Origin of the sequence: Pelomonas sp. Root1444, assembly GCF_001426885.1 — a bacterium.
Taxonomy (GTDB): Bacteria; Pseudomonadota; Gammaproteobacteria; order Burkholderiales; family Burkholderiaceae_C; genus Pelomonas.
In genome coordinates this window covers 280985-304255 of sequence record NZ_LMFP01000011.1, presented here as the reverse complement: position 1 = coordinate 304255, position 23271 = coordinate 280985, and the positions used below count along the sequence as shown (strand labels likewise).

Genomic DNA, 23271 nt, shown 5'->3' with positions numbered 1-23271 from the left:
ACGGTGCGGTGAAGGCTTCGCACCGCCAGGGTTTGTGCTAGCTCGTAAAAACAACACTTACGGGAGGGGCGTCTCGTATTCCTTGACCTCGCCACCATAATGATTTGCCTGTGTCTGGACGCCGCACCTTCGCTTGAATGGTTCACGATGGGTTGAAGCTCCACATGGTTTTTTGGTTTTGAGAAGAGAAGGGCTTCCCCATGGGAAACAAGCTTTACGTGGGCAATCTGGCCTACAGCGTGCGTGACGAATCGCTGCAAGAAGCGTTCGGTCAGTTCGGTACCGTGACCTCCGCAAAGGTCATGATGGATCGTGAAACGGGCCGTTCCAAAGGTTTCGGCTTCGTCGAAATGGGCTCCGATGCCGAGGCGCAAGCCGCGATCAACGGCATGAATGGCCAGGCCCTCGAAGGCCGCGCCATCGTCGTCAACGAGGCGCGTCCTCGTGAAGAGCGCCCGGGCGGCTTCGGCGGCGGCGGTGGCCGTTCCGGCGGCGGCGGCTTCGGCGGCGGTAGCAGCGGTGGCGGCTACGGCGGTGGTGGTGGCTACGGCGGCGGCGGTGGTGGCCGTTCCGGCGGTGGTGGCGGCTACGGCGGCGGCGGCGGTGGCCGTTCCGGCGGTGGCGGCGGCTACGGCGGCGGCGGCGGTGGCTACGGCGGTGGCGGCGGTGGCCGCTCCGGCGGTGGCGGCTACGGCGGCGGCGGTCGCTCCGGCGGCGGTGGCGGCTACGGCGGTGGTGGCTACTAAGCCCTGCTGACCCAGCATGAATGAACAAGGCGCCTGCGGGCGCCTTGTGCTTTTTGGGGCGCGGCCATGGCGCCCCATGCGACGCTGCTGAGCCGGCCTGCCATGGGCAGAAGTCCATGGCCTTCCGCGACGAGGACAAACAGTCCGCACAGACCGCTTGTGCCCGCCTTCAGTTCGCCAAGCTGGCCCGCCCGAAGGGCCTCAGTACCCCAGCGCCAACTTGGCGAACAGTTCGCGACGGCGGACCTGGCCGGGGCGTTCGCTGGCGCGGGTCAGGCCGATGCTGAAGAGGCGCGACAAGCCGACACGGTGCTGGAACATCACCGACAGCTGGCGGTCGCGGCCGTCCTCGGCAGCAAGAGCGACGCTGGCATCCTCGCGGCGCGTGAAATGGGTGTGCTGGCTGATCATCCGCAGTGAATCCCGCGGGCTCAGGTGCAACACGGCAAGGCTCTGCGCGCTGCGGTCCGTGAAGGCGCGTTGGCCGTTGGGCCCCTCGACCCAGCCAAGGCCCAGGCGCTGCTCGAACTCCAGCCACAGGCCCGCCGGCAACGGCGCGCGCAGCTTGGCCTGCAACTCGGCCTGCAAGCCCAGGCCGACGCGGTCGGCGTCGACATCCAGGCGCCGGCCCCATTCGACCTCGCCCATCAGAAAGCTCAGCAGCTCACCGGGGTTGGACTCGAAGCCCAGCAGCAGCGTGCGCGTCGCGTGCAGCCGGCCGCCGCTCTTCGCGCGGTGGCTGTCCAGCCCGACATGCCCCCAGACGCCGGTGTTGCGCGCCGCGGCGAACCAGAAGCCGGGCTGGAAGAGCCGGTCCACGACCTGCCCGCCCGCGACGCCGAGCAGCGGGTCGGCCAGCGTGCGCGTCTCCTGCACCGTCAGCTGGACCTCGCTCTCGTGCATGTCCACGAGCAATTCGCGCGGCCCCAGGCGCAGGTAGCCCATGGCCGAGGCGCGGCGGATGCCGCTCTGGTTGACGAAGCCGTTGTCGTTGGCAAAGCGCGGGCTGACCTCCTCGACGTTGACGTTGGCCACCCAGTCGCCGTCGCGGTGGCGCCAGCCCAGCCAAGCGCGGTGGCCGCGCTCGCGGCCGACACGCTGCACCTGGCCGTCGGCGGCGATGCCCAGCGTCGTGCGTGACAGCAGCAGGTGGCCGCGCCACTGGTCGCTGTCGCCGGCGCGCCAGACGCCGTCGCTGCCGACGACCTCGGTCGACAAGCCCTCGCCGAAGTCGCGCAGCGACACCAGGCCGGCCAGCCCGAGCCCGCCGAACTGCATGCGGCCCCGCGCGAAGCTCGCTTGCGAACCTTCAGGTTGCAGGCCGCTGCCCGTCGCGAAGGCACCGGCCCGCAGGACCTGGCCGCCGCCGGCATCGCGCAGGCTCAGCGCGGTCGCCTCGGCACCGGCGCCGCGCCAGGTCGCGCGCAGGCCGTGTTCGGGGTCGGTGATGGCGCGCGTGTAGAAGGCGGCCAGGCTGCGGTTCTCGCCCGATTCGTCGGGCTGGGTCGGGCCGACGACGTCGGCGCTCTCCAGGAAGAAGCCGCGCTTCTCAGGCACGCTGAGCGCGAAGCGCGTGTTGCCGGCCAGCTGCGGCGCATCGAGTTCGACCTGCGAGAAGTCGGGGTTCAGCGTCGCGTCGATCACCCAGTCGGCGCGCGGCCGCCACTTGAACTCGGCGCCCAGCGACGCCTTGCGGGCGCGGCGCGTGCCGGCCTCGTCGCTGTCGCGAGTCGTGCGCAGTGTCAACTCGGGGCGGAACGTGATGAAGCTGCGTTCGCGCACCTGCTCGACCAGGTCATCGAGGCCGTCCAGCGGCTGCAGCTCGGCGATGAAGCTCAGCGCGTCCTTGGTCAATGCCGGCGCGCTGACGTTGAGCGTACGGTCCTCGCGTGGGATGTTGCGCGCGACCATGACGCGCCATGGCGCACCCCCGGCATGCGGAAAGCGCAGGGCCGCCAGCGGCCAGCGCAGCTCGATGCTGTAGCCGTCCGGCAGCCGCATCGCTGCCGCTTCGACGTCGAAGTCGGGCGCCGTGTCTTCGCTGTCCTCCTCGGCGGAGAACTGGCCGTCCTCGAGGGCGCCGGCGGGGCTCACCCGCACGTACTGCGCGGTGCGTCTGTGGCCGACCGGATCGATGAAGACGGCCACGTAGTCCTGGTCGGCCTTAACCTGGTCGCGGCGGGCCAGCGGCGCGCGGATGCGGCCGGGCTCGGCGTCCCAGGCGCGGATGCCGAAGACGAGGGCGTCATCGGTGACGAGCACCTGCACGGTGGTGCGCCAGCGAGCGGGCTGCTTGTCGATAGGCAGGAACTGCGCGAAGCGCTCGTACACCGGCGCGCGTTGCCAGGCCGCGTCGCCGAGGCGGCCGTCGATCAGGGGCGGGGCCGCGCCGGCATCCAGGCGCAGTGCGGTGGGATGGGCAGGGCCGTTGGATGGCCAGGCGGGCAGGGCCAGGGCGAGCAGGCCCAGGCCGAGAAGGCGGGAGGTCATGGATGAAGGTCGTCCGGGATCGACCGCCATCGGGCGGCCGCGGGAATCAGGTGGGCTGCGCGCTCTGGGGCGGCAACCGGCGTGCGGCTGACTGGGGCGTCAGCGCAAGGGCGTTAGCAGGGGTGAAGCACCTTGGCCATGATGTCCTCCTTCGCCGCCCGTCCAGGGCCGGCTCTCGGTCCGAAGGCGCGCAGTGTAGCGAGGCCGCCGCGCGGCTGGCTACTCGCTCGCCCGCTTCTTGCGCGGCCGGCTGCCCAGCGCGCGGTCGTAGAGCCAGTTGGGCAGCAGGCGCAGCAGCTTGGCCGCCACGCCCATCTGCCACGGGATGACGCGGTAGCTGACCTGGGCGCGGATGGCGCGCACGGCCTGGTCGGCGAAGTCGTCGACCTGCATCAGGAAGGGCATGCTGTAGCGGTTGCCGCGCGTCAGCGGCGTGTCGATGTAGCCGGGCAGCAGCGTGACGACGCGCACGCCGAAGGGCCGGCATTCGCCGCGCAGGCTTTCGCAATAGGCGACGACGGCGGCCTTGCTGGCGCAGTAGGCGCCGTGCCCCGGCAGGCCGCGGATGGCCGCGACGCTGGCGATGCCGACCAGCGTGCCCGAGCCGCGTGCGTTCATCGCGGCCACGAAGGGATGGAAGGTGGCGGCCAGCCCGACGTTGTTGGTCGCGAAGCTGCGGCGCATCACGTCCAGGTCGTCGAACTGCGTCGTGTCCATGCCGATGCTGATGCCCGCATTGGCGATGACGACGTCGGGCAGGCCTTGCGCCGCGATGCAGTCGCGGCCGATGCGGGCCATGGCGTCCAGGTCGGACACGTCGGCGCCGTAGACCTTGAAGCGGGCGGCGTCGAGCCGTTGTTCCGCGGCCCACCGCGCCACTTCCGCGGTGCGTCGTGCCACCAGGGCGAGCCGCGCGCCATCGCGGTAGTAGCGCAGCGCCAGCGCCTGGCCGATGCCGCTGGAGGCGCCGGTGATGAAGACGAGCTCGGTCACTGAAGCCCCTGGTCCCGCGGGTGCGCGCGCCGATCCGCGTGCTCGGCCTGGATGGCGGTCACGGCCTGCCCTTGGCCGGCGAGGCGATCTGCCCCTGCGCCCTGCCGGTGAAGCGGACCTGGCCGGTCAGGTGGCGGTACTCGAAGTTCTGCGCCTGCAGCGTCGCGCCGCCCTGGCGGATGGTGACGGGCAGGTCCGAGCGCAGGATCTCGCTGTTGGACAGGGCCTGCAGGAACTCGCCACGCACCTCGAGCTGGGCCGGCGCGTTCTCGCCCGAGCCGGGCGGCAGGCGGCGCAGGTGCACGTTGCCGAACAGCTGCAGGTCGCTGCCGTCGCCGTTGCTGACGGCACGCTTGGCCTCGGCAATGGCGAGGCTGCCATCGGGTGCGACGGCGCGCACGCGCACCTGGTCGATCTCGACGGTGTCGGTGTCGGGGAAGTGGCGCAGCTCGGCGCCGGCGATCTGCACGTTGAGGCGGCCGTCGGCGCCGATGCGCTGGATCTCGAAATTGACCATGCGGTAGTCGGGCTCATGGCGCGGCGGGGCCTGCTCGCCGGGCTCGCCGATCAGCGGTGTGTTCTTCACCAGCCACCAGGTGCCGCTGGCCAGGAAGGCCATCAGCAGCAGCGGCAGGTAGTTGGACAACAGGCTCTGCACGCGCCACAGCCAGGGTTGGGGCGGGCGGCGGCGCGGGGTCGGTACCGGCAGCGCGGCGGGGGTCATGTTTGCCCCTCGCCCGACGGGTACGTCGAGCGATCCCCCGCGGGGATGGGGGCCGGCTCGGGAGCGGCCCGGCGCTCGGCCTCCGGCGGCCCGCCCCCGTCGAGGGTGTCGTGATGCGAATGCAGCAGGCGCTCGTAGTGGCCCGCGGCCATCAGCAGCAGGTCGCAGCATTCGCGCGCGGCGCCATGGCCGGCCGGGGCGCGTGTCACGTGGTCGGCGATGGCCAGCACCTCGGCGTGCGCGCCGGGCGGGGCGCAGGCGAAGCCGGCGCGGGTCATCAGCGGCAGGTCCGGCCAGTCGTCGCCCATGGCGGCCACCTCGCCCCAGCTCGCGCCCAGCTGCGCCAGCAAGGGCTCGGCGGCGGCGAGCTTGTCCTTGATGCCGTAGGCGGCATGCATCAGGCCCAGGTCGGCGACGCGGCGGCGCACGGCGGGGCTGTCGCGGCCGGTGATGACCACCGGCGTGATGCCTGCTTGCTGCAGTGACTTCAGCCCATGGCCGTCCAGCGTGCTGAAGGCCTTGAACTCCTCGCCGCGCTCGCCGATATAGATGCGCCCGTCGGTCAGCACGCCGTCGACGTCGAAAATGGCGAGCTTGATGGCCAGGCCGGTGCCCTGGGCCTTGACGAGCAGCTCGGGTGGGAAGCGAAGTGCCGCCATCAGATCACCTTCGCGCGCATCAGGTCGTTGATGCTCACCGCCCCGAGCAGCCGCCGCTCCTCGTCGACGACCAGCACGACGGTGATGCGTGCGGCTTCCATCAGGTCGGCGGCATCGACGGCGAGCGCCTCGGCACCGACGGTGCGCGGCTTGGGGTGGGCCACTTCGGCGGCGGTCAGCGCGCGCAGGTCGTGGCCCTGCTCGATGAGGCGGCGCAGGTCGCCGTCGGTGAAGACACCCTGCACATGGTCGTCCGCGTCGACGACGATGGCCAGGCCCAGGGCCTTGGCGCTCATCGTGCGCATCATTTCCGTGAACGGCGTCGTGGCGGCCACGCGGGGCAGGGCGTCGCCGCTGCGCATCAGGTCGCGCACATGGGTCAGCAGCTTGCGGCCCAAGGCGCCGCCCGGGTGGGAGCGGGCGAAGTCCTCGGCCTTGAAACCGCGGGCGTCCAGCAGCGCCACGGCCAGGGCGTCGCCCAGCGCCATCTGCGCCGTGGTGCTGGCAGTGGGCGCCAGCTGCAGCGGGCAGGCTTCCTCGGACACGGCGCTGTCGAGCACCACGTCCGCATGCGACGCGAGGCTGGACTCGGGCCTGCCGGTCATCGCGACGACGGGGATGCCCAGGCGCTTGAGCACGGGCAGGATGGCGTTGAGCTCGTCGCTCTCGCCGGAATTGGACAGCGCCAGCACGAGGTCGCCGGGCGTGACCATGCCGAGATCGCCGTGCGCCGCCTCGGCGGGGTGGACGAACAGGGCCGGCGTGCCGGTGGAGGCCAGCGTGGCGGCGATCTTGCGGCCGACATGGCCGCTCTTGCCCATGCCCATGACGGCGACGCGGCCGCGGCAGCCGAGCATGGCCTCGACAGCGCGGGCGAAGGCTTCGCCCAGGCGCGGGCCGAGCTCGCTCAGGGCGCGGGCCTCGACCGCCAGGGCCTCGCGGCCCATGCGGATGGCGCGCTCGGCGGCAAAGGGGGGAGCACTCATGCGGCCAGTGTAGACAAGGGCCGCGCGGCGGCGCGGGCGTGAGGCCCGCCGGGCCGCGGGTTTTCTGGGAGGTGTCGTGCCAGCCAGGTGCAAGCCTGCCGCGGATCGTGCGCCCAACAATCCGCCGCCATGCAGACCCGCTTGTCGACCCACCCCCCACGCGTCGCTCCATTGCCGACGGGCCTGTGGTCGCTGGGCGCCGGCCTGCTGGCGCTGCTGCTGTGGGATGCGAGCGGCCTGGACCTGTGGGCGATGCGCCAGGTCGGCAGCGCCACGGGCTTTGCCTGGCGCGATGCATGGTTCACGGGCCAGTTCATCCACCAGGGCGGCCGCCTGCTGTCATGGTTGGTGCTCGCCTTCATCGTGCTCGCCAACCTGCGGCCGGCACGGGTGCTGCCGGCGCTGAACCGGCGCGAGCGCCTGAGCTGGCTGCTCGTGACGCTCGCATGCCTGGCCGCGGTGTCGCTCATCAAGCGTGTCAGCCTGACGAGCTGCCCCTGGGACCTGCACGAGTTCGGCGGCGCCGCGCGTTACGTGTCGCACTGGGCGCTGGGCCTGCGCGACGGCGGCGGCGGGCATTGCTTCCCGTCCGGGCATGCCAGCGCGGCGTTCGCCTTCCTGTGCGGCGGCTGGGTGCTGGGTCGCGCCTACCCGCGCGCAGCGAGGGCCTGGGTGGCGATGGTGGTCTCGTTGGGCGTCGTCTACGGCGTCGGGCAGATGCTGCGCGGCGCCCACTACCCCAGCCACACGATGTGGACCGCCTGGGTCTGCTGGGCGGTGACCGTGGCGGCGGCCCAGGCCGGCTCCTGGCGCGTCAGCCGGCTCGCTGTCGCCTGAGCGCCAGCAGGGCCAGCCCGCCAAGCAGCAGCGCCGCGCTGGCCGGCTCAGGCACGGGCGTGATGGCTCCGGCGTCGAAGGCGATGTTGCCGCCCGCGCCGAACAGGCCCAGCAGCACGGTCTCGTCGCCGCTGAACAGCGCCTTGGTCGAGTTGGTCTGGATGTTGAAGCTGCCCTCCACCCAGTCGCCGAAGCCGCCTGCCTTGGACTCCGGCCGATAGCGCAGCTTGACGCTGGTGCCCGAGGTCATGGAGGCGCTCACCATCACGTCGTCGCCGCCGCCGCCGAGGCTGAGCCCGGTGCCGATGGTGTCGGTGAAGATCATCTGGAAGAAGGACTCCGCGCCGCCCTTGGGCGATGTGCGCGTCACGTCGAGCGTGACCTTGGGCAGGTGCTTGCCGGTGGCGACGTTGACAAAGAACTTGGGCGTCGAGATGTCGACGCCTTGCGTCCACGCCAGGTCGGAAAACGTCGCCTTGCCGCTGGTGCTGCCGCCGCCGCCGCTGCCCGTGACCAGCGTCAGCCCCCAGGAAAAGCTTTCGATGTCGATCCAGTCCTTGTGGCTGCGCTCGACGGATTCGCCCTTGATGCCATCGATCTGCAGGAAGTAGTCCGTGGCCGCGTGGGCGAGGCCGGCCGTGGCCAGGCCCAGGGCGATCAGCGCACCGCGCCAGGCGCGGGGAATGAGATGAGTCGTCATGTGTTGCTCCGTTGCGCCCGGGATGGGCGTGGCGCGGATGCTGTCAGGGCGGCTGGCCAGCACCATCCCCAGCAAAGGGTTTCCACAGAACCGGCGCCGCGGCCGCAGTCCTAGACTGGCCCGATCGCAGCACGCCAGGAGACGCCGTGCAGTGGACCGATACCGCCAACCCCACCTATTTCCACAAGGTGGTGGACTGCCAGTGGGCCTGCCCCGCGCACACCCCCGTGCCGGAGTACATCCGCCTCATCGCCCAGGGACGGCATGACGAGGCGTACTGGGTCAATTGGGTCAGCAACGTGTTCCCCGGTGTGCTGGGGCGCACCTGCGACCGCCCCTGCGAGCCCGCGTGCCGGAGAGGGCGGGTGGAAGAGAAACAGGCGGCCAAGCCGGAGCCCGTGGCGATCTGCCGGCTCAAGCGTGTTTGCGCTGACAACAAGAGCGACGAGTTCCGCGCGATGGTCCCCAAGCCCGCCGCGCGCAATGGCAAGCGCGTGGCCTGCGTGGGCGCGGGGCCGGCGTCGCTGGCGGTGGCGCGCGACCTGGCCTTGGAGGGCTATGCGGTCACCGTGTTCGACGGCGAAGCGAAACCGGGCGGCTTCATCCGGACGCAGATCCCGCGCTTTCGGCTGCCGGAGCGCGTCATCGACGAGGAGTGCGGCTACATCCTCGGCCTGGGCGTGGAGTGGCGTGCGGGCCAGCGTGTGGGCTCGATGAAGGCGCTGCTGGCCGAGGGCTGGGACGCCGTCTTCGTCGGCTGCGGCGCGCCGCGCGGGCGCGACCTGGCACTGCCGGGACGCGACGAGACGCGGGCGCAGGTGCACATCGGCATCGACTGGCTGTCCAGCGTCAGCTTCGGCCATGTGACCGCCGTGGCGCCGCGCGTCATCGTGCTGGGCGGCGGCAACACGGCGATGGACTGCTGCCGCTCGGCGCGGCGGTTGGGCGCCAGCAACGTGACGGTGGCCGTGCGCAGCGGCTATGCGCAGATGAAAGCCTCGCCTTGGGAGAAGGAGGACGCCGAGCATGAAGGCATTCCGATCCTGGACTTCCATGTGCCGCTGGCCTTCGAGCACGTCGACGGCAAGCTGACCGGCATGCGCTTCAAGAAGGCCAAACCTGGCAGTGAAGCGGGCGAGGAGGTCGTCATCCCCTGCGACGAGGTGTTGATCGCGGTGGGCCAGGAGAACAGCTTCCCGTGGATAGAGCGCGACGCGGGCATCGCCTTCGGTGACGACGGCCTGCCGGTGCTGGACAAGCTGAGCTTCCAGTCCTCGCTGCCGCAGGTGTTCTTCGGCGGCGACGCGGCGTTCGGGCCGAAGAACATCATCACCGCGGTCGCCCACGGCCACGAGGCCGCCGTCAGCATCGACCGGCTGCTGCACGGCGAGCCGGTCACGCAGCGCCCGCCGCCGCACGTCAACCTGGTGTCCCAGAAGATGGGCATCCACGAATGGAGCTACGACAACGCCATCACGCTGGACCTGCGCAGCAAGGTGCCGTGGGCGGCGGCTGAGGCTGCGCTGGCCAGCATCAAGGTCGAGGTGGAACTGGGCTTCGACGCAGCCGCTGCGCTGAAGGAGGCGGGGCGTTGCCTGAACTGCGACGTGCAGACGGTGTTTGCGCCCAAGCTGTGCATCGAATGCGACGCCTGCGTGGACATCTGCCCGATGGACTGCATCACCTTCACCGCCGACGCGCCCAACCTGCGGGAGCGGCTGAACGCACCGGCGCTGAACCTGATGCAGGACATCTACGTCGAAGGCGGACTGAAGACAGGCCGCGTCATGGCCAAGGACGAGGACGTCTGCCTGCACTGCGGCCTGTGCGCCGAGCGCTGCCCGACGGGGGCCTGGGACATGCAGAAGTTCATGCTGATCACGGCCAAGGCGGGCGCGGCCAGCCGCGATCATGCGACGCGCAAGGAGGTCGCATGACGACAACCCCCACGTGCGCTCTGCGCACTGCCCCCCGAGGGGGCTCGGCCTCCCTAGGGGCGGCCCGTCGGGAGGCCGCATGAGCCGCATCGAAGCCACCAACGACTTCGTCGTCAAGTTCGCCAACGTCAACGGCTCCGGCTCGGCGTCGGCCAACGAGCTGTTCGCCCGCGCCATCCTGCGCATGGGCGTGCCGGTCAGCCCGCGCAACATCTTCCCGAGCAACATCCAGGGCCTGCCGACCTGGTACGAGGTGCGCGTCTGCGAGGCCGGCTGGCTGGGCCGGCGCGGCGGCGTGGACCTGATGGTGGCGATGAACCCGCAGACCTGGGCCCAGGACGTGGCCGAGATTGAACCCGGCGGCTACCTGTTCTACGACGCGACCAAGCCGATGCCCCCCAGCGCCTTCCGTGCGGACATCCACGTCATCGGCATGCCCGCCACGGCCATCTGCAACGCGACCTACGACGTGCCGCGCGAGCGCACGCTGTTCAAGAACATCCTCGTGCTCGGGGCGCTGAGCGAGCTGATGGGCATCGAAGCCGGCGTCATCGAGAAGCTGTTCGCGGAGCAGTACAAGGGCAAGGAGCGGCTGCTGGACTCCAACGTGCGCGCGCTGCACGCCGGCCGCGAGTTCGCGCGCGACCATCTCTCCGTGCAACCCTTCGGCCTGGCCGTGAAGCGCGCGGACGCGGTGGGCGACAGGATCTTCATCGAAGGCAATGCCGCGACGGCGCTGGGCTGCGTGTATGGCGGCGCGACCGTCTGCGCCTGGTACCCGATCACGCCGTCGTCGTCGGTCGCGGAGGCCTTCGAGAAGTACGCGGCCAAGTTCCGTGTCGACCCCGCCACCGGCGAGAAGCGGGTCGCCATCGTGCAGGCCGAGGACGAGATCGCCTCCATCGGCGTCATCACCGGCGCGGGCTGGAACGGCGCGCGCGCCTTCACCTGCACGTCCGGGCCCGGCGTGTCGCTGATGACCGAGTTCCTGGGCCTGGCCTACTTCGCCGAGATCCCCTTCGTCGTCATCGACGTGCAGCGCGGCGGCCCCAGCACCGGCATGCCCACGCGCACGCAGCAGGCCGACCTGCTCTGCAGCGCCTACGCCTCGCACGGCGACACGCAACACGTGCTGCTGCTGCCCGAGGACCCGCGCGAATGCTTCGAGTTCGCCGCTGCCGCGCTGGACCTGGCAGAGCGGCTGCAGACGCCGGTCTTCCTGATGAGCGACCTCGACATCGGCATGAACCAGCGCCTGTGCGCGCCGCTCGAGTGGGACGACGAACGCCGCTACGACCGCGGCAAGGTCATGACGGCGGAGATGCTGGACGCCGGCCGCGAGTTCGCGCGCTACAAGGACGTGGACGGCGACGGCATCCCCTGGCGCACGCTGCCCGGCACGCACGCAGCCAAGGGCGCCTACTTCACGCGCGGCACGACCAGGAACGAGCAGGCCATCTACTCCGAGCGCGGCGACGACTACGTCCGCAACGTCGAGCGGCTGGCCCGCAAGTTCGCAACCGCCGCATTGCTCGCACCCCAGCCGCTGGTGCGCGCCGCCGCGCAGAAGACGCGTGTCGCCGTCGTCTACTTCGGCTCCACCGCGCCGGCCATGGACGAGGCGCTGGCGGCGCTCGCCGACGCCGGCATCCACATCGACGCGATGCGGCTGCGCGCCTACCCCTTCGCGCCGTCGGTCGCCGAGTTCATCGCTGCGCATGACGCCGTCTTCGTCGTCGAGCAGAACCGCGACGCGCAGATGCGCCGCCTGCTGATCAACGAACTGGAAGTCCCGCCCAGCCAGCTCATCAAGGTGCTGCACTACGACGGCACGCCCATCACGGCGCGCTTCATCACCGACGCGATCACGCGGCACGTCCACACGCTGGCCACCGCCCCGAGGAGCGCCGCATGACCTACCTCGCGAAGCCCAAGCTGCACCACCCCAGCCTGACGAAGAACGCCGTCGGCTACACGCGCCGCGACTACGAAGGCAAGGTCTCGACGCTGTGCGCCGGTTGCGGCCACGACTCCATCTCCGGTGCCATCGTGCAGGCCTGCTGGCAGCTCGACATCGAGCCCCACCGCGTCGCCAAGCTCAGCGGCATCGGCTGCTCCAGCAAGACGCCCGACTACTTCCTCGGCGCCAGCCACGGCTTCAACACCGTGCACGGCCGCATGCCCAGCGTGCTGACCGGCGCCTACCTCGCCAACCGCGAGCTGCTCTACCTGGGCATCTCCGGCGACGGCGACTCCGCCTCCATCGGCCTGGGCCAGTTCGCGCATGCGATGCGGCGCGGCGTGCGCATGGTCTACATCGTCGAGAACAACGGCGTCTACGGCCTGACCAAGGGCCAGTTCAGCGCCACGGCCGACAAGGGCTCGGTGGCCAAGAAGGGCGCAACCAACAACGACGCCGCCATCGACCTGGCCGCGCTGGCGCTGCAGCTGGGCGCCACCTACGTCGCTCGCAGCTTCTCGGGCGACAAGGCGCAGCTCGTGCCGCTGATCGAAGGCGCCATCCGCCACGGCGGTGCGGCCTTCATCGATGTCATCAGCCCCTGCGTGGCCTTCAACAACCATGCCGGCTCGACGCGCAGCTATGACCATGTGCGCGCCCACAACGAGGCGCTGAACCGCATCGACTTCATCGACCTGGCGCCCGAGCAGGTTGTCGAGCACGGGCCGGACGTCATCGACGTGCCGCAGGCCGATGGTTCGACGCTGCGGCTGCGCAAGATGGACGCCGACTACGACCCCACCGCCCGCCTGGGCGCGATGAACGCGATGCAGCTGCGCGCGGCGGCCGGTGAGATCGCCACCGGCTTGCTTTACGTCGACCCGGCGGCGAGGGATTGGCACGCGGCGCAGCGCACGTCGGCCGGCGCACTGAATGCGCTAGGTGAAGAAGAACTCTGCCCCGGTGCCGAGGCGCTCGCAAAGATCAACGCCGGGCTGAGATGATGCGCGGGCCATGCGCCCACACCATTTCACCCTCCTCCTCGCTGCAGCGCTGACCGCCTGCGCTTCATCAAGCCAAGACAAGGTCGCCACCGCGGCCACCACGCCGCTGACCGACCTCAACGTCGTCCGCGCCGACATCCCCGACGTGCTGAAGGCCGCCGCGGCGGCGCCTTACGCCATGCCGGCCGATGCCAGCTGCGCCGGCCTGGCGGCCAGCATCCAGGCGCTGGACGAAGTGCTCGGCCCCGACCTCGACGCGCCGCCCGCCAAGGGCAACACCGGCCTGCTGGAACGCGGCGAGGACGCCGCCACCAATGCGCTGCAGCGCACCGCCGAGGGCGTCATGCCCTTTCGCGGCTGGGTGCGCAAGCTGACCGGCGCCGAGCGCTATGCGCGCCAGGTCAGCGCGGCCATCACGGCAGGCGGCGTGCGGCGCGGCTTCCTGCGTGGCGTGGCGACGGCCAAGAGCTGCGTGGCCGCGCCGGCCAAGGCCGCCTGAAGCGCCGGCTCAGGACAGCCCCAGGCTGGGCTCCTCGGCGGCCTCGTCCACCGGCTTGGCCGGGATGGTGGCCAGCGCCAGCTCGGCACTGTTCAGCGCGCCCTCGATGAAGCCCTGGTAGTCCGAATAGGCCTCGCCGACGATGTGCAGGTTGCGCGCGCCGCTGCCGAAGTCGAAGGCCTTGAACGCGTCCATCACCTTCCACGAGCGCACGCCCGGCTGCCAGCCGTGGTTGGCGGCGCCGTAGGGCGCGCGCGCCCAGTCGCGGATGCCGTAGGTGATGATGCTGTCGCGGATGTAGCGCGCCGTCTCGGCCAGGCTGAGGTCGCCGAAGATGCGCCTGGCGCTGTCCGTCAGCTTGAGCGACGTGCCGGCTGCCGACTCCGCCGAGCGCTTCACGTCGCGCGCGACGAAGAGGGCGAAGGCGTCGACGATGCGCGGGTTCTGGTCCAGCTCGGCGCGGTCGTGGCGGTCGGCGTCGATGACGTAGTGGCGCCAGAACTCGGTCGACGGGCGGTCCATGTAGAGCAGCACCATGCCATGCCCGTCGGCGTCGGCTTCGGGTGGGCGGCGGAAGTAGTGGATCTCGCGCGTGGGCATGCAGTTGGCGTACTGCTGCGGCGGCTGGCCGTAGCTCCACCACGGCGTGTTGCAGACGAAGAAGACCTTCAACATCGGGAAGCCGTTGACGCTGTCCAGCTGCGAGGCGATGTGTTCGGGCAGGTGGCGCGTCAGCTTCAGCAGCGGCAGGCGCGGCAGCGCGAGGACGAGGCGCTCCGCGCGCAACGTGACGGCGCCGTTCTGCGTCGCCACCTCCAGCGCCAGCGTCGGCTTGCCCAGCTCCACCGGCCGCACGCCCATCAGCTTGTGGCCGCCGGCCAGCGTGACATTGGCGTGCGAACGCAGCCGCGTCAGCAGCCCTTCGGTCAACCGCGCCGAACCACCTTCGATGCTGGCCAGGCGCTGGCCCACGGTCTTGAGCGCGCGCAGCCACCAGATGATCCATTCGGCCGCGTTCAGGTTCTCCGGGATCATGTGATAGAAGGTCCCGGTGTCGCGCAGCTTCACCAGCGCGCGGTGGCTGAGGATGCCCTGCGCCGACAGCGCGTTCCAGAAGCCCATGTCCCACAGCGGCTGGCCGTGCAGCTGGGCGTGCTTTCTCAGCCGCATGTAGTCGGCTTCGGACAGCGCGTCGATCCAGGCCTGGTCGTGCGGGTCGCGGCCCATGATGAGCATGATGCCGCGCTGCAGCAGCTGCAGGGAGTTCAGCCCGCGCTCGGCCTCGGGCAGGTCGAGGTCGGCGGCGCCGGCCTGGTCGGACGACGGCCCGAAGAAGTCGACGAGGCCCACGCCCAGCTCGGCGCACAAGGCGGCGAAGCGCGGCTGCAGCGTCGGCTCGAAGCGCATCGGCCCGTACTCGGCGATGAAGCCGTCCATGTCCTCGGTCTCGATGCGCCCGCCCCAGCGGTCCGCGGCCGCCTCCAGCACCAAGGTGCGGTGGCCGGCGTCGGCCAGGCGCAGCGCGCAGTACAGGCCCGACACGCCGCCGCCGGCGATGACGATGTCATGGGAGGTCATCCTTGCTCCACTTGTATGTACAAGTCGGGAGCATATCGGAGGCGCGGCGCTAGCTGGGCTTGGCGCGTCGTTCGCGCCCAGTCGTCGGTAGCGCGTCGTCGGCATCGAGCACGGGGTCCCCGGCGTCCGGTGAATCGATGACGCGGTCGACGCCGATGTCCGTGGCTTCGGTCTCGTCCGCGTCCTCGCCCGTGCCCTCGATGGGTGCGACGGCCTGGTCGCGGTTCAGCGTCACGTCGACCGGCTCGCCCGGGTCGGCCGCGGGCAAGCGTTCGGCGCCCAGCGTGTCGCTGCCGCTGTCGCTGAGGTCGGAGGGGCCGAGGGCTTGTTCGTCGGTGCCCTTGGGTCGTTGCGGCGCCTTCTCGGTGCCCACGAGGCTGCTGTGTCCCATGGCGGTCTCCATGAGTGGTTGGATGAATCCAGTCTGCGCCGCAGCTGCGGTCGCCGTCGTCGGACGAGAGCGAGCTTGGCGTAGGACGAGGGCGCCCCTGGCTATCCTGTCGCGATGCCCAGCCCGCCCGCCGACACCCACTTGCGCGACCTCGCCCGCCTGCGCCGCGTGCGCGACCGCATCGACCGCGACTACGCCCAGCCGCTGGACGTCGAGGCGCTGGCGCGCGGCATCGGCATGTCGGCCGGGCACCTGAGCCGGCAGTTCCGCGCGGCCTATGGCGAGTCGGTCTACGCCTACCTGATGACGCGCCGCATCGAGCGCGCGATGGCCCTGCTGCGCCGCGGCGACCTGAGCGTCACCGAGGTCTGCTTCGAGGTCGGCTGCGCGTCGCTCGGCACCTTCAGCACCCGCTTTACCGAGCTGGTGGGCGTGCCGCCCAGCGTCTACCGGCGCGACGCGGCGGCCGAGGCCGAGGGCCTGCTGGCCTGTGTGGCCCGGCAGGTGACGCGGCCCATCCGCGGCTGAGCGGCAACCGATCAGGAATCGAGAAGCGCCCGCCGGACGGCAAACCTAGACTGCCTTCCACGGACTTCCCTAACGCCAAGGACACTGACCATGGACATCACCATCCACTCCACCTTCCTGCCCCACAGCGACGCCGAAACCTCGCTGGCCTTCTACCGCGACGTGCTCGGCTTCGAGGTGCGCAAGGACGTCGGCTATGCCGGCATGCGCTGGATCACCGTCGGGCCCAAGGGCCAGCCGGGCACGTCCATCGTGCTCTACCCGCCGCAGGCCACGCCCGGCGTCACCGACGACGAGAAGCGCACCATCGCCGAGATGATGGCCAAGGGCACGTTCGCGATGATCCTGTTCTCGACGCCCGACCTCGCCGCCACCTTCGAGAAGCTGCAGGCGGCCGACGCCGAGATCGTGCAGGAGCCGACCGACCAGCCGTATGGCGTGAGGGATTGCGGCGTGCGCGACCCGGCGGGCAACATGATCCGCATCCAGCAAGCCCCTCGCCCAACCTCGCAGCGCTGAACGCGTGCGAGTCTGGTCGGTCCCCCGAGGGGACAGCGATGCGTTTGGCCATGAGCCAAACGCACATCGCCTGCGGGCCGGCTTGCGGCGGCGCGGCGCCGGTCCGCGTTTAATGCGCGGGGCGCAGCAACATTGATAACTGACGATGGCCACGAAGAAGACGAGCCCCGCGGCGGCTGACAGCCACGATCTCATCCGCGTGCAGGGCGCGCGCGAGAACAACCTCAAGGACATCAGCGTCGAGATCCCCAAGCGGCGCCTGACGGTGTTCACCGGCGTGTCCGGCTCGGGCAAGAGCTCGCTGGTCTTCGGCACCATCGCGGCCGAGTCGCAGCGCCTCATCAACGAGACCTACAGCGCCTTCGTGCAGGGCTTCATGCCCACGCTGGCGCGGCCCGACGTGGACGTGCTCGACGGCATCACCACGGCCATCATCGTCGACCAGGAGCGCATGGGCGCCAACGCGCGCTCCACCGTCGGCACGGCCACCGACGCCAACGCGATGTTGCGCATCCTGTTCAGCCGGCTCGGCCAGCCGCACATCGGCCCGCCCAGCGCGTTCGCGTTCAACGTGCCGTCGGTCAAGGCGACCGGCGTCATCACCGTCGACAAGGGCGGCGCCAGCCAGGCGGTCAAGCAGACCTTCAATCGCACCGGCGGCATGTGCCCGCGCTGCGAAGGCATGGGCGCGGTCAGCGACTTCGACCTGACCCAGCTCTATGACGCCAGCAAGTCGCTCAACGACGGCGCCATCACCATCCCCGGCTACAGCATGGAAGGCTGGTACGGCCGCATCTTCCGCGGCTGCGGCTTCTTCGACCCCGACAAGCCCATCGCCAAGTTCACCAAGCGCGAGCTGCACGACCTGCTGCACAAGGAGCCGACCAAGATCAAGGTCGACGGCATCAACCTGACCTATGCCGGGCTGATCCCGTCCATCCAGAAGTCCTTCCTCTCGAAGGACGTGGATGCGTTGCAGCCCCACATCCGCGCCTTCGTCGACCGCGCCATCACGTTCACCACCTGCCCGGAGTGCCACGGCACGCGGCTCAGCGAGGCGGCGCGCTCCTCGCGCATCGGCAAGCTGAACATCGCCGAGGTCTGCGCGATGCAGATCAGCGACCTGGCCGAGTGGGTGCGCGGGCTGAAGACGTCGAAGGAGGCGCGCACCGTCGCGCCGCTGCTGGCCGCGTTGCAGCACCTGCTGGATTCGTTCGTCGAGATCGGCCTGGGCTACCTGTCGCTGGACCGGCCCTCGGGCACGTTGTCCGGCGGCGAGGCGCAGCGCACGAAGATGATCCGCCACCTGGGATCGCCGTTGACCGATGTGACCTACGTCTTCGACGAGCCCACCACGGGCCTGCATCCGCACGACATCCAGCGCATGAACGAGCTGCTGCTGCGGCTGCGTGACAAGGGCAACACCGTGCTGGTGGTGGAGCACAAGCCCGAGGCCATCGCGATCGCCGATCACGTCATCGACCTCGGCCCTGGTGCCGGCACGGCCGGTGGCCAGGTGGTGTTCGAGGGCAGCCTGGACGGCCTGCGCGCCAGCGGCACGCTGACCGGCCGGCATCTCGACGACCGCGCCGCGCTGAAGGCCGCCGTGCGCAAGCCCAGGGGCGCGCTGCAGGTGCGCGGCGCCAGCACGCACAACCTCAAGCAGGTCGACGTCGACATCCCGCTGGGCGTGCTCGTCGTCGTCACCGGCGTGGCCGGCTCGGGCAAGAGCTCGCTGATCCACGGCTCGGTCGCGACACAGGACGGCGTCGTCGCCATCGACCAGGGGGCCATCCGTGGTTCACGGCGCAGCAACCCGGCCACCTACACCGGCCTGCTTGACCCCATCCGCAGCGCCTTCGCCAAGGCCAACGGCGTGAAGCCCGCCCTCTTCAGCGCCAACTCCGAAGGCGCCTGCCCGGCCTGCAACGGCGCCGGTGTCATCTTCACGGACCTGGGGCCGATGGCCAGCGTCTCGACCGTCTGCGAGGACTGCGAGGGCAAGCGCTTCCAGCCCGCGGTGCTGGAATACAAGCTGGCGGGGCGCGACATCAGCGAGGTGCTGGCCATGCCGGTCACCGAGGCGGTGGCCTTCTTCAGCGACGGCAAGGCCAAGGTGCCCGCGGCCCACGCGATCCTGGTGCGCCTGGCCGATGTGGGCCTCGGCTACCTCACCCTCGGCCAGCCGCTGACGACGCTGTCGGGCGGCGAGCGCCAGCGCCTGAAGCTCGCCACCCACATGGCGGAAAAGGGCAACGTCTACGTGCTGGACGAGCCGACCACCGGCCTGCACCTGGCGGACGTCGAGCAACTGCTCGCGCTGCTCGACCGGCTGGTGGACGGCGGCAAGTCGGTCATCGTCATCGAGCACCACCAGGCGGTCATGGCGCATGCGGACTGGATCATCGACCTCGGCCCGGGCGCGGGGCACGACGGTGGCCACATAGTGTTCCAAGGCACGCCAGCCCAACTGGTGAAATCGAGGAAGACGTTGACCGCCAAGCATCTGGCGGCCTACGTGGCGGGCTGAGCCGCGCGTCCGTCAGTACTGCAGCCTGGGATACCAGCCCGCCGGCCGCCCTCCTGGCGTCAGGTCCAGGATGGACCACAGCGATGCGATGTCCGGCGCGTCGCGCGGGTCCTGGCCGGGGTCGGCCATGTCCTTGGTCATCTCGCTGGCCCAGAACAGGCGGACCTCGTCACCGTCGCGCTTGAAGACGGTCAGCGCCGCGTACTCGCTGCCGTCGTCCATCAGGATGCCCAGGTCCCTGGCGTAGTCGTCGCCCACGGTCTGCACGAAGTTGAGGTCGCGCCAGCCGCGCTGCTGCGCGAAGGCGTACTGCCGCTCCACGGGCGAGCGGCCAAGGATCTTCAGCGCCACCTGCTGCTTGATGTCCGCCGCGTTGCCGTTGACGGCGCCCAGCCAGTTGGTGCACATCGGGCAGGGGCGTTCGCGCTGCGGGCCGTACATCCAGAAGTAGGCGACCAGCGTGTCCTTGTCGCCGAACAGCTCCTTCAGGCCGACTTCGAAACCCTGCTCGTCCTTGAAGCGGTAGTTTTTCGCGATGACCGGGCCGGGCGGCAGCGCGCGGCGCTGTTCGGTGAGGCGGGTCATGTGGCGGCGGAACTCGATCTCCTCGGCCAGCAGCGCCTGCCGGGCACGGTCGTACTCGGCGGACGCGCCGGGGAATGGCGTCCTGGCTTGCCTGGCCAGTTCGGCGGCGGGTTTCAAGTCGGGCATGAAGGGCTCCTGCAGCGGCAAACGGACATGCTGCGCGGGCCTGGGTGGCGGCGACATCCCCAATCCATGGTTGGCAGGCTGTCGCAATCGGACGTGGCTTGTCGTCTACTTGGCAGGCCGATTGCCATGAAGCCTCTGCCCATGCCCCGCCGCCTGCTGAATGCGCTGGTCTCGCCGCCCGGCACGCCCAGCCACGCGGTCGAGCCGGTGCTGGTGCTCGACAGCCTGCCGCCTTTGGAACCGGAGTTGCTCGAGGCGCCCGCGCCCATGCCCCGGTGCGCCGTCGAGCAGGTGCTGGAGGAGGGCAGCCGCCGCGTCTACCAACCGCGCGGCGAGGCCGAGGTCATCGAAGCCCGGCGCCAGTGAACCCACTCAGAGCGGCGTGAGCAGCGCCTCGCCGCGCCGCAGCGCGTCGGCGTTGGCGATGAAGTTCTCCACCGTCGCGCGGATGGACTGCGGCGACCAGCCGGCGATGTGCGGCGTCAGGATGACGTTCGGCAGGCCCAGCAGCGCCAGCGGCGGCTGCGGCTCGCTCTCGTAGACGTCCAGCGCGGCGCCGGCGATGCGCCCGGCCAGCAGCGCGGCGGCCAGCGCGGCGGTGTCGATGCAGCTGCCGCGGGCGATGTTGACGACATGTCCGCCAGCGCCGAGGGCCGCCAGCACTTCGGCATCGACCACGTGGCGTGTGGCCGCGCCGCCGGGCGTGGCGACGACCAGGTCGTCGGCCCAGGCGGCCAGCGCCACCGCACGGTCGAAATAGGCCGCATCGCCGGCGTCCGCCCGCGGACGGCGGTTGTGATAACCGATGACCATGCCGAAGGCGGCGGCGCGCGCAGCGATCTTGCGGCCGATGGCGCCCAGGCCGATGACGCCCAGGCGCCGGCCGCCGAAGTGGGGGTAGAGCGGCAGCGCATCCCGCCACACGCCGGCCCGCACGGCCGCGCCCTGCTGGGGCAGCGCGCGCACGCTGGCCAGCAGCAGGGCCAGCGCGTGGTCGGCCACGCAGTCGTCGTTGGTGCCCGCGCCGTTGCACACCGCCACGCCGCGTGCGCGGGCTGCGGCCACATCGAGGTTCTCGTAACCGGCGCCCTGCGCGGCCAGCAGCTTGAGCTTCGGGCACACGGCGATCTCGGCAGCCGTGAAGCCGACCGAGCCGTTGGTCAGCACGAGGTCGATCTCGCCGGCGTGTGCGGCCAGCGCGGCGGCGCGGGCGGCGGCGTCGGGCGCGTCGATGACGTTGAAGCGTGCCAGCAGCAGGGCCTTGTGTTCGGCGGCAATGGGGACGAGGAGCAGCAGGGTTTCGGTCATGGGCGGCAGTGGGCGGCACGGAACCTCACATGATGCCGCCAGCCCCGAGCCCGCTCTCTGACCAATGGCAGGACCGCGCAGCGAGACCACAATCGCCGCACTTCAAATCAGCTCACCCGCCATGAAACGACTGCTGCTATCCGCCCTGCTGGCCGCGACGCTGGCCGCGCAGGCTGCCGACGAAACCCCGCTGGACGCCTTGCCCTACACGCCCAGCCTGGACGTGACCGCCATGGACCGCAGCGCGGACCCGTGCGACGACCTGTACCGCTATGCCTGCGGGGCGTGGACCCAGGCCAACCCCATCCCGGCGGACCAGTCGCGCTGGTCGGTCTACGCCAAGATGGCCAACGAGAACCAGCGCTATCTGTGGGGCGTGTTGGCCAAGCTCGGCGACCCGGCGGCCGAGCGCAGCCCGACGCAGGCCAAGCTAGGCGACTACTTCGCCGCCTGCATGGACGAAGGCGCCGTGCAGGCCGCCGGCCTGAAGCCGCTGCAGCCGCTGCTGGACCGCATCGCCGCCCTGCGCGACAAACGCGACCTGCCGGGCCTGCTGGCCGAGCTGCAACTGGCCGCCGGCAGCGACCGCCTCTTCTTCAGCTTCAGCGCCGGCCAGGACTTTGCCGACGCGACGCGCCAGATCGCCTTCGCCCACGCCGGCGGCCTGGGCCTGCCCGACCGCGACTACTACCTCAAGCGCGACGCCAAGACGCTGAAGATCCGCCACGCCTACGAGGCCCACGTGGCCCATGTCTTCACGCTGCTGGGCGAGGCGCCCGCGGCGGCGAAGGCGGCGGCGCGCAGCGTGCTGGCCACCGAGACGGCCCTGGCCCGCGCCTCGCTGTCCAAGGTCGACAAGCGCGATCCGTACAAGACCTTCCACGTCGTCGACGCCCGCGGCCTGAAGGCGCTGATGCCAGGTTTCGACTGGGCGGGCTACCAGGCGGCGCTCGGCACCACGCCTTCGCAAGCGCGCTACAACGTCACCGAGCCGGCCTTCTTCAAGGCGCTGGGTGTGCGCTTGAAGGCCATGAGCGTGGCCGACCTGCAGGCCTACCTGCGTTGGCAGCTGGCCAGCAGCCTCAGCCCGGCGCTGGGCAGCGCCTTCGTGCAGGCCAACTTCGACTTCTACGGCCAGACGTTGACCGGCACGCCGCAGCTGAAAGCGCGCTGGAAGCGCTGCGTGCAGCTTGTCGACCTGCAGCTGGGCGAGGCGCTGGGCCAGGAGTTCGTCGCCCGCAACTTCACGCCGGAGATCAAGGCCGCGACGGTGGAGATGACGCAGGAGATCGAGGCCGCCATGGCGCGCAGCATCGACGGCCTGACGTGGATGAGCGCCGAGACCAAGGCGCGTGCACAGGCCAAGCTCAAGGCCATCGTCAACAAGGTGGGCTACCCCGAGCGCTGGCGCGACTACAGCGCCTTCGCCGTGCAGCGCGGCGACTTCTTCGGCAACGTCGTGCGCGGCAATGCCTTCGAGCACCGGCGCCAGCTGGCCAAGATCGGCCAGCCGCTGGACCGCGGCGAATGGGGCATGACGCCGCAGACCGTCAACGCCTACTACGACGCGCAGATGAACGACATCAACTTCCCCGCCGGCGTGCTGCAGCCGCCGCTGTACGACCCCAAGCTGGACGCGGCACCCAACTACGGCAACACCGGCGGCACCATCGGCCACGAGCTGACGCATGGCTTCGACGACGAGGGCCGCCAGTTCGATGCCCAGGGCAACCTGAAGAACTGGTGGACCCCCAAGGACGGCCGCGAGTTCGAGAAGCGCGCCGCCTGCGTGGCCGACCAGTACGCGACCTACACCGTCGTCGACGACATCAAGATCAACTCGAAGCTGACGCTGGGCGAGGATCTGGCGGACCTGGGCGGGCTGGTGCTGGCCTGGGAGGCCTGGAAGGCGCACATGGTGGGCAAGACCGCGGAGAGCCGCGACGGCCTGACGCCCGAGCAGCGCTTCTTCGTCGGCTTCGCGCAATGGGACTGCGCGGCCGCGCGCCCGGAGGCGTTGCGCGTGCATGCCAAGGTCGACCCGCATTCACCGGCCAAATGGCGCATCAACGGCGTGGTCGTCAACATGCCGGAGTTCGAGAAGGCTTTTGCCTGCAAGCCCGGCGCCAAGCTCGTGAAGCCGGCGGGCCAGCATTGCAAGGTGTGGTGAG

At 70.5% G+C, this 23271-nt stretch carries 21 protein-coding genes; 11 read left to right on the top strand and 10 right to left on the bottom strand.

The window, feature by feature from the left end; all coding sequences use genetic code 11:
• Positions 1-200 precede the first annotated feature (200 nt).
• Positions 201-746, top strand: a complete 546-nt coding sequence (locus ASD35_RS12935) for an RNA-binding protein (protein WP_056875345.1) — start codon at positions 201-203, stop codon at positions 744-746.
• Positions 747-947: 201 nt separating this feature from the next.
• On the opposite strand, the gene ASD35_RS12930 is transcribed toward ASD35_RS12935, so the two are convergent.
• The 5 genes from ASD35_RS12930 to ASD35_RS12910 form a co-directional block, all read right to left on the bottom strand.
• Entirely contained in the window at positions 948-3236 is a 2289-nt protein-coding gene (locus tag ASD35_RS12930) for a carbohydrate binding family 9 domain-containing protein (RefSeq protein WP_056875344.1), read from the bottom strand.
• A gap of 219 nt (positions 3237-3455) precedes the next feature.
• Entirely contained in the window at positions 3456-4229 is a 774-nt protein-coding gene (locus ASD35_RS12925) for an SDR family oxidoreductase (RefSeq protein WP_056875343.1), read from the bottom strand.
• 58 nt (positions 4230-4287) lie between these two features.
• A complete protein-coding gene (gene lptC, locus ASD35_RS12920) occupies positions 4288-4953 on the bottom strand; it encodes an LPS export ABC transporter periplasmic protein LptC (RefSeq protein WP_162254455.1) in 666 nt (221 codons plus the stop codon).
• On the bottom strand, positions 4950-5612 hold the full coding sequence (locus tag ASD35_RS12915) for an HAD family hydrolase (protein ID WP_082580123.1): 663 nt from the start codon (positions 5610-5612) through the stop codon (positions 4950-4952). The genes lptC and ASD35_RS12915 overlap by 4 nt, the downstream gene beginning before the upstream one ends.
• Positions 5612-6598, bottom strand: a complete 987-nt coding sequence (locus tag ASD35_RS12910) for an SIS domain-containing protein (protein WP_056875342.1) — start codon at positions 6596-6598, stop codon at positions 5612-5614. Before ASD35_RS12910 ends, ASD35_RS12915 begins: the two co-directional genes overlap by 1 nt.
• Before the next feature lie 129 nt (positions 6599-6727).
• Here ASD35_RS12910 and ASD35_RS12905 point away from each other — a divergent pair, with 129 nt between their 5' ends.
• Entirely contained in the window at positions 6728-7435 is a 708-nt protein-coding gene (locus ASD35_RS12905; RefSeq protein ID WP_056875341.1) for a phosphatase PAP2 family protein, read from the top strand.
• Here the strand turns inward: ASD35_RS12905 and ASD35_RS12900 are convergent.
• A complete protein-coding gene (locus tag ASD35_RS12900; RefSeq protein WP_162254454.1) occupies positions 7413-8135 on the bottom strand; it encodes a type VI secretion system tube protein Hcp in 723 nt (240 codons plus the stop codon). The two genes, ASD35_RS12905 and ASD35_RS12900, sit on opposite strands and share 23 nt — an antisense overlap.
• Before the next feature lie 146 nt (positions 8136-8281).
• Between ASD35_RS12900 and ASD35_RS12895 the strand changes: the two genes are divergently transcribed.
• The 4 genes from ASD35_RS12895 (at position 8282) to ASD35_RS12880 (ending at position 13535) form a co-directional block, all read left to right on the top strand.
• Positions 8282-10072 carry an FAD-dependent oxidoreductase gene (locus ASD35_RS12895; protein WP_056875339.1) on the top strand — a complete coding sequence of 597 codons (1791 nt, stop codon included), beginning with the start codon at positions 8282-8284 and terminating at the stop codon, positions 10070-10072.
• A gap of 79 nt (positions 10073-10151) precedes the next feature.
• Entirely contained in the window at positions 10152-11987 is a 1836-nt protein-coding gene (locus tag ASD35_RS12890; RefSeq protein WP_056875338.1) for a 2-oxoacid:acceptor oxidoreductase subunit alpha, read from the top strand.
• Positions 11984-13036 (top strand): 2-oxoacid:ferredoxin oxidoreductase subunit beta, encoded by a 1053-nt coding sequence (locus ASD35_RS12885; RefSeq protein WP_056875337.1) that lies wholly within the window; start codon positions 11984-11986, stop codon positions 13034-13036. Before ASD35_RS12890 ends, ASD35_RS12885 begins: the two co-directional genes overlap by 4 nt.
• A 10-nt stretch (positions 13037-13046) precedes the next feature.
• The gene (locus tag ASD35_RS12880; RefSeq protein ID WP_056875336.1) at positions 13047-13535 is read left to right on the top strand and encodes a hypothetical protein; all 489 of its coding nucleotides are present in this window, start codon (positions 13047-13049) and stop codon (positions 13533-13535) included.
• A gap of 9 nt (positions 13536-13544) precedes the next feature.
• Here the strand turns inward: ASD35_RS12880 and ASD35_RS12875 are convergent, their stop codons facing one another.
• Together ASD35_RS12875 and ASD35_RS12870 are read right to left on the bottom strand one after the other, a co-directional pair.
• Positions 13545-15113: an FAD-dependent oxidoreductase gene (locus ASD35_RS12875; protein ID WP_056875335.1), complete on the bottom strand. Its 1569-nt coding sequence runs from the start codon at positions 15111-15113 to the stop codon at positions 13545-13547.
• Positions 15114-15162: 49 nt separating this feature from the next.
• Positions 15163-15504, bottom strand: coding sequence for a hypothetical protein (locus ASD35_RS12870; RefSeq protein WP_200956042.1), 342 nt, complete (start codon positions 15502-15504; stop codon positions 15163-15165).
• 114 nt (positions 15505-15618) lie between these two features.
• Between ASD35_RS12870 and ASD35_RS12865 the strand changes: the two genes are divergently transcribed.
• The 3 genes from ASD35_RS12865 to ASD35_RS12855 all read left to right on the top strand — a co-directional run bounded on the left by ASD35_RS12865 (position 15619) and on the right by ASD35_RS12855 (position 19081).
• On the top strand, positions 15619-16032 hold the full coding sequence (locus tag ASD35_RS12865) for a helix-turn-helix transcriptional regulator (RefSeq protein ID WP_056875333.1): 414 nt from the start codon (positions 15619-15621) through the stop codon (positions 16030-16032).
• A gap of 90 nt (positions 16033-16122) precedes the next feature.
• Positions 16123-16551, top strand: coding sequence for a VOC family protein (locus tag ASD35_RS12860; protein ID WP_056875332.1), 429 nt, complete (start codon positions 16123-16125; stop codon positions 16549-16551).
• Positions 16552-16696: 145 nt separating this feature from the next.
• Positions 16697-19081, top strand: coding sequence for an excinuclease ABC subunit UvrA (locus tag ASD35_RS12855; RefSeq protein WP_200956041.1), 2385 nt, complete (start codon positions 16697-16699; stop codon positions 19079-19081).
• Between the two features lie 12 nt (positions 19082-19093).
• On the opposite strand, the gene ASD35_RS12850 is transcribed toward ASD35_RS12855, so the two are convergent.
• The gene (locus ASD35_RS12850; protein WP_056875437.1) at positions 19094-19792 is read right to left on the bottom strand and encodes a DUF899 family protein; all 699 of its coding nucleotides are present in this window, start codon (positions 19790-19792) and stop codon (positions 19094-19096) included.
• Positions 19793-19918: 126 nt separating this feature from the next.
• On the opposite strand from ASD35_RS12850, the gene ASD35_RS12845 reads away from it, so the two are divergent.
• The gene (locus ASD35_RS12845; RefSeq protein WP_056875330.1) at positions 19919-20158 is read left to right on the top strand and encodes a hypothetical protein; all 240 of its coding nucleotides are present in this window, start codon (positions 19919-19921) and stop codon (positions 20156-20158) included.
• A gap of 6 nt (positions 20159-20164) precedes the next feature.
• Here the strand turns inward: ASD35_RS12845 and ASD35_RS12840 are convergent, their stop codons facing one another.
• Entirely contained in the window at positions 20165-21100 is a 936-nt protein-coding gene (locus tag ASD35_RS12840; RefSeq protein WP_056875329.1) for an NAD(P)-dependent oxidoreductase, read from the bottom strand.
• Positions 21101-21221: 121 nt separating this feature from the next.
• On the opposite strand from ASD35_RS12840, the gene ASD35_RS12835 reads away from it, so the two are divergent.
• A complete protein-coding gene (locus tag ASD35_RS12835; RefSeq protein ID WP_056875328.1) occupies positions 21222-23270 on the top strand; it encodes a M13 family metallopeptidase in 2049 nt (682 codons plus the stop codon).
• Position 23271 lies beyond the last annotated feature (1 nt).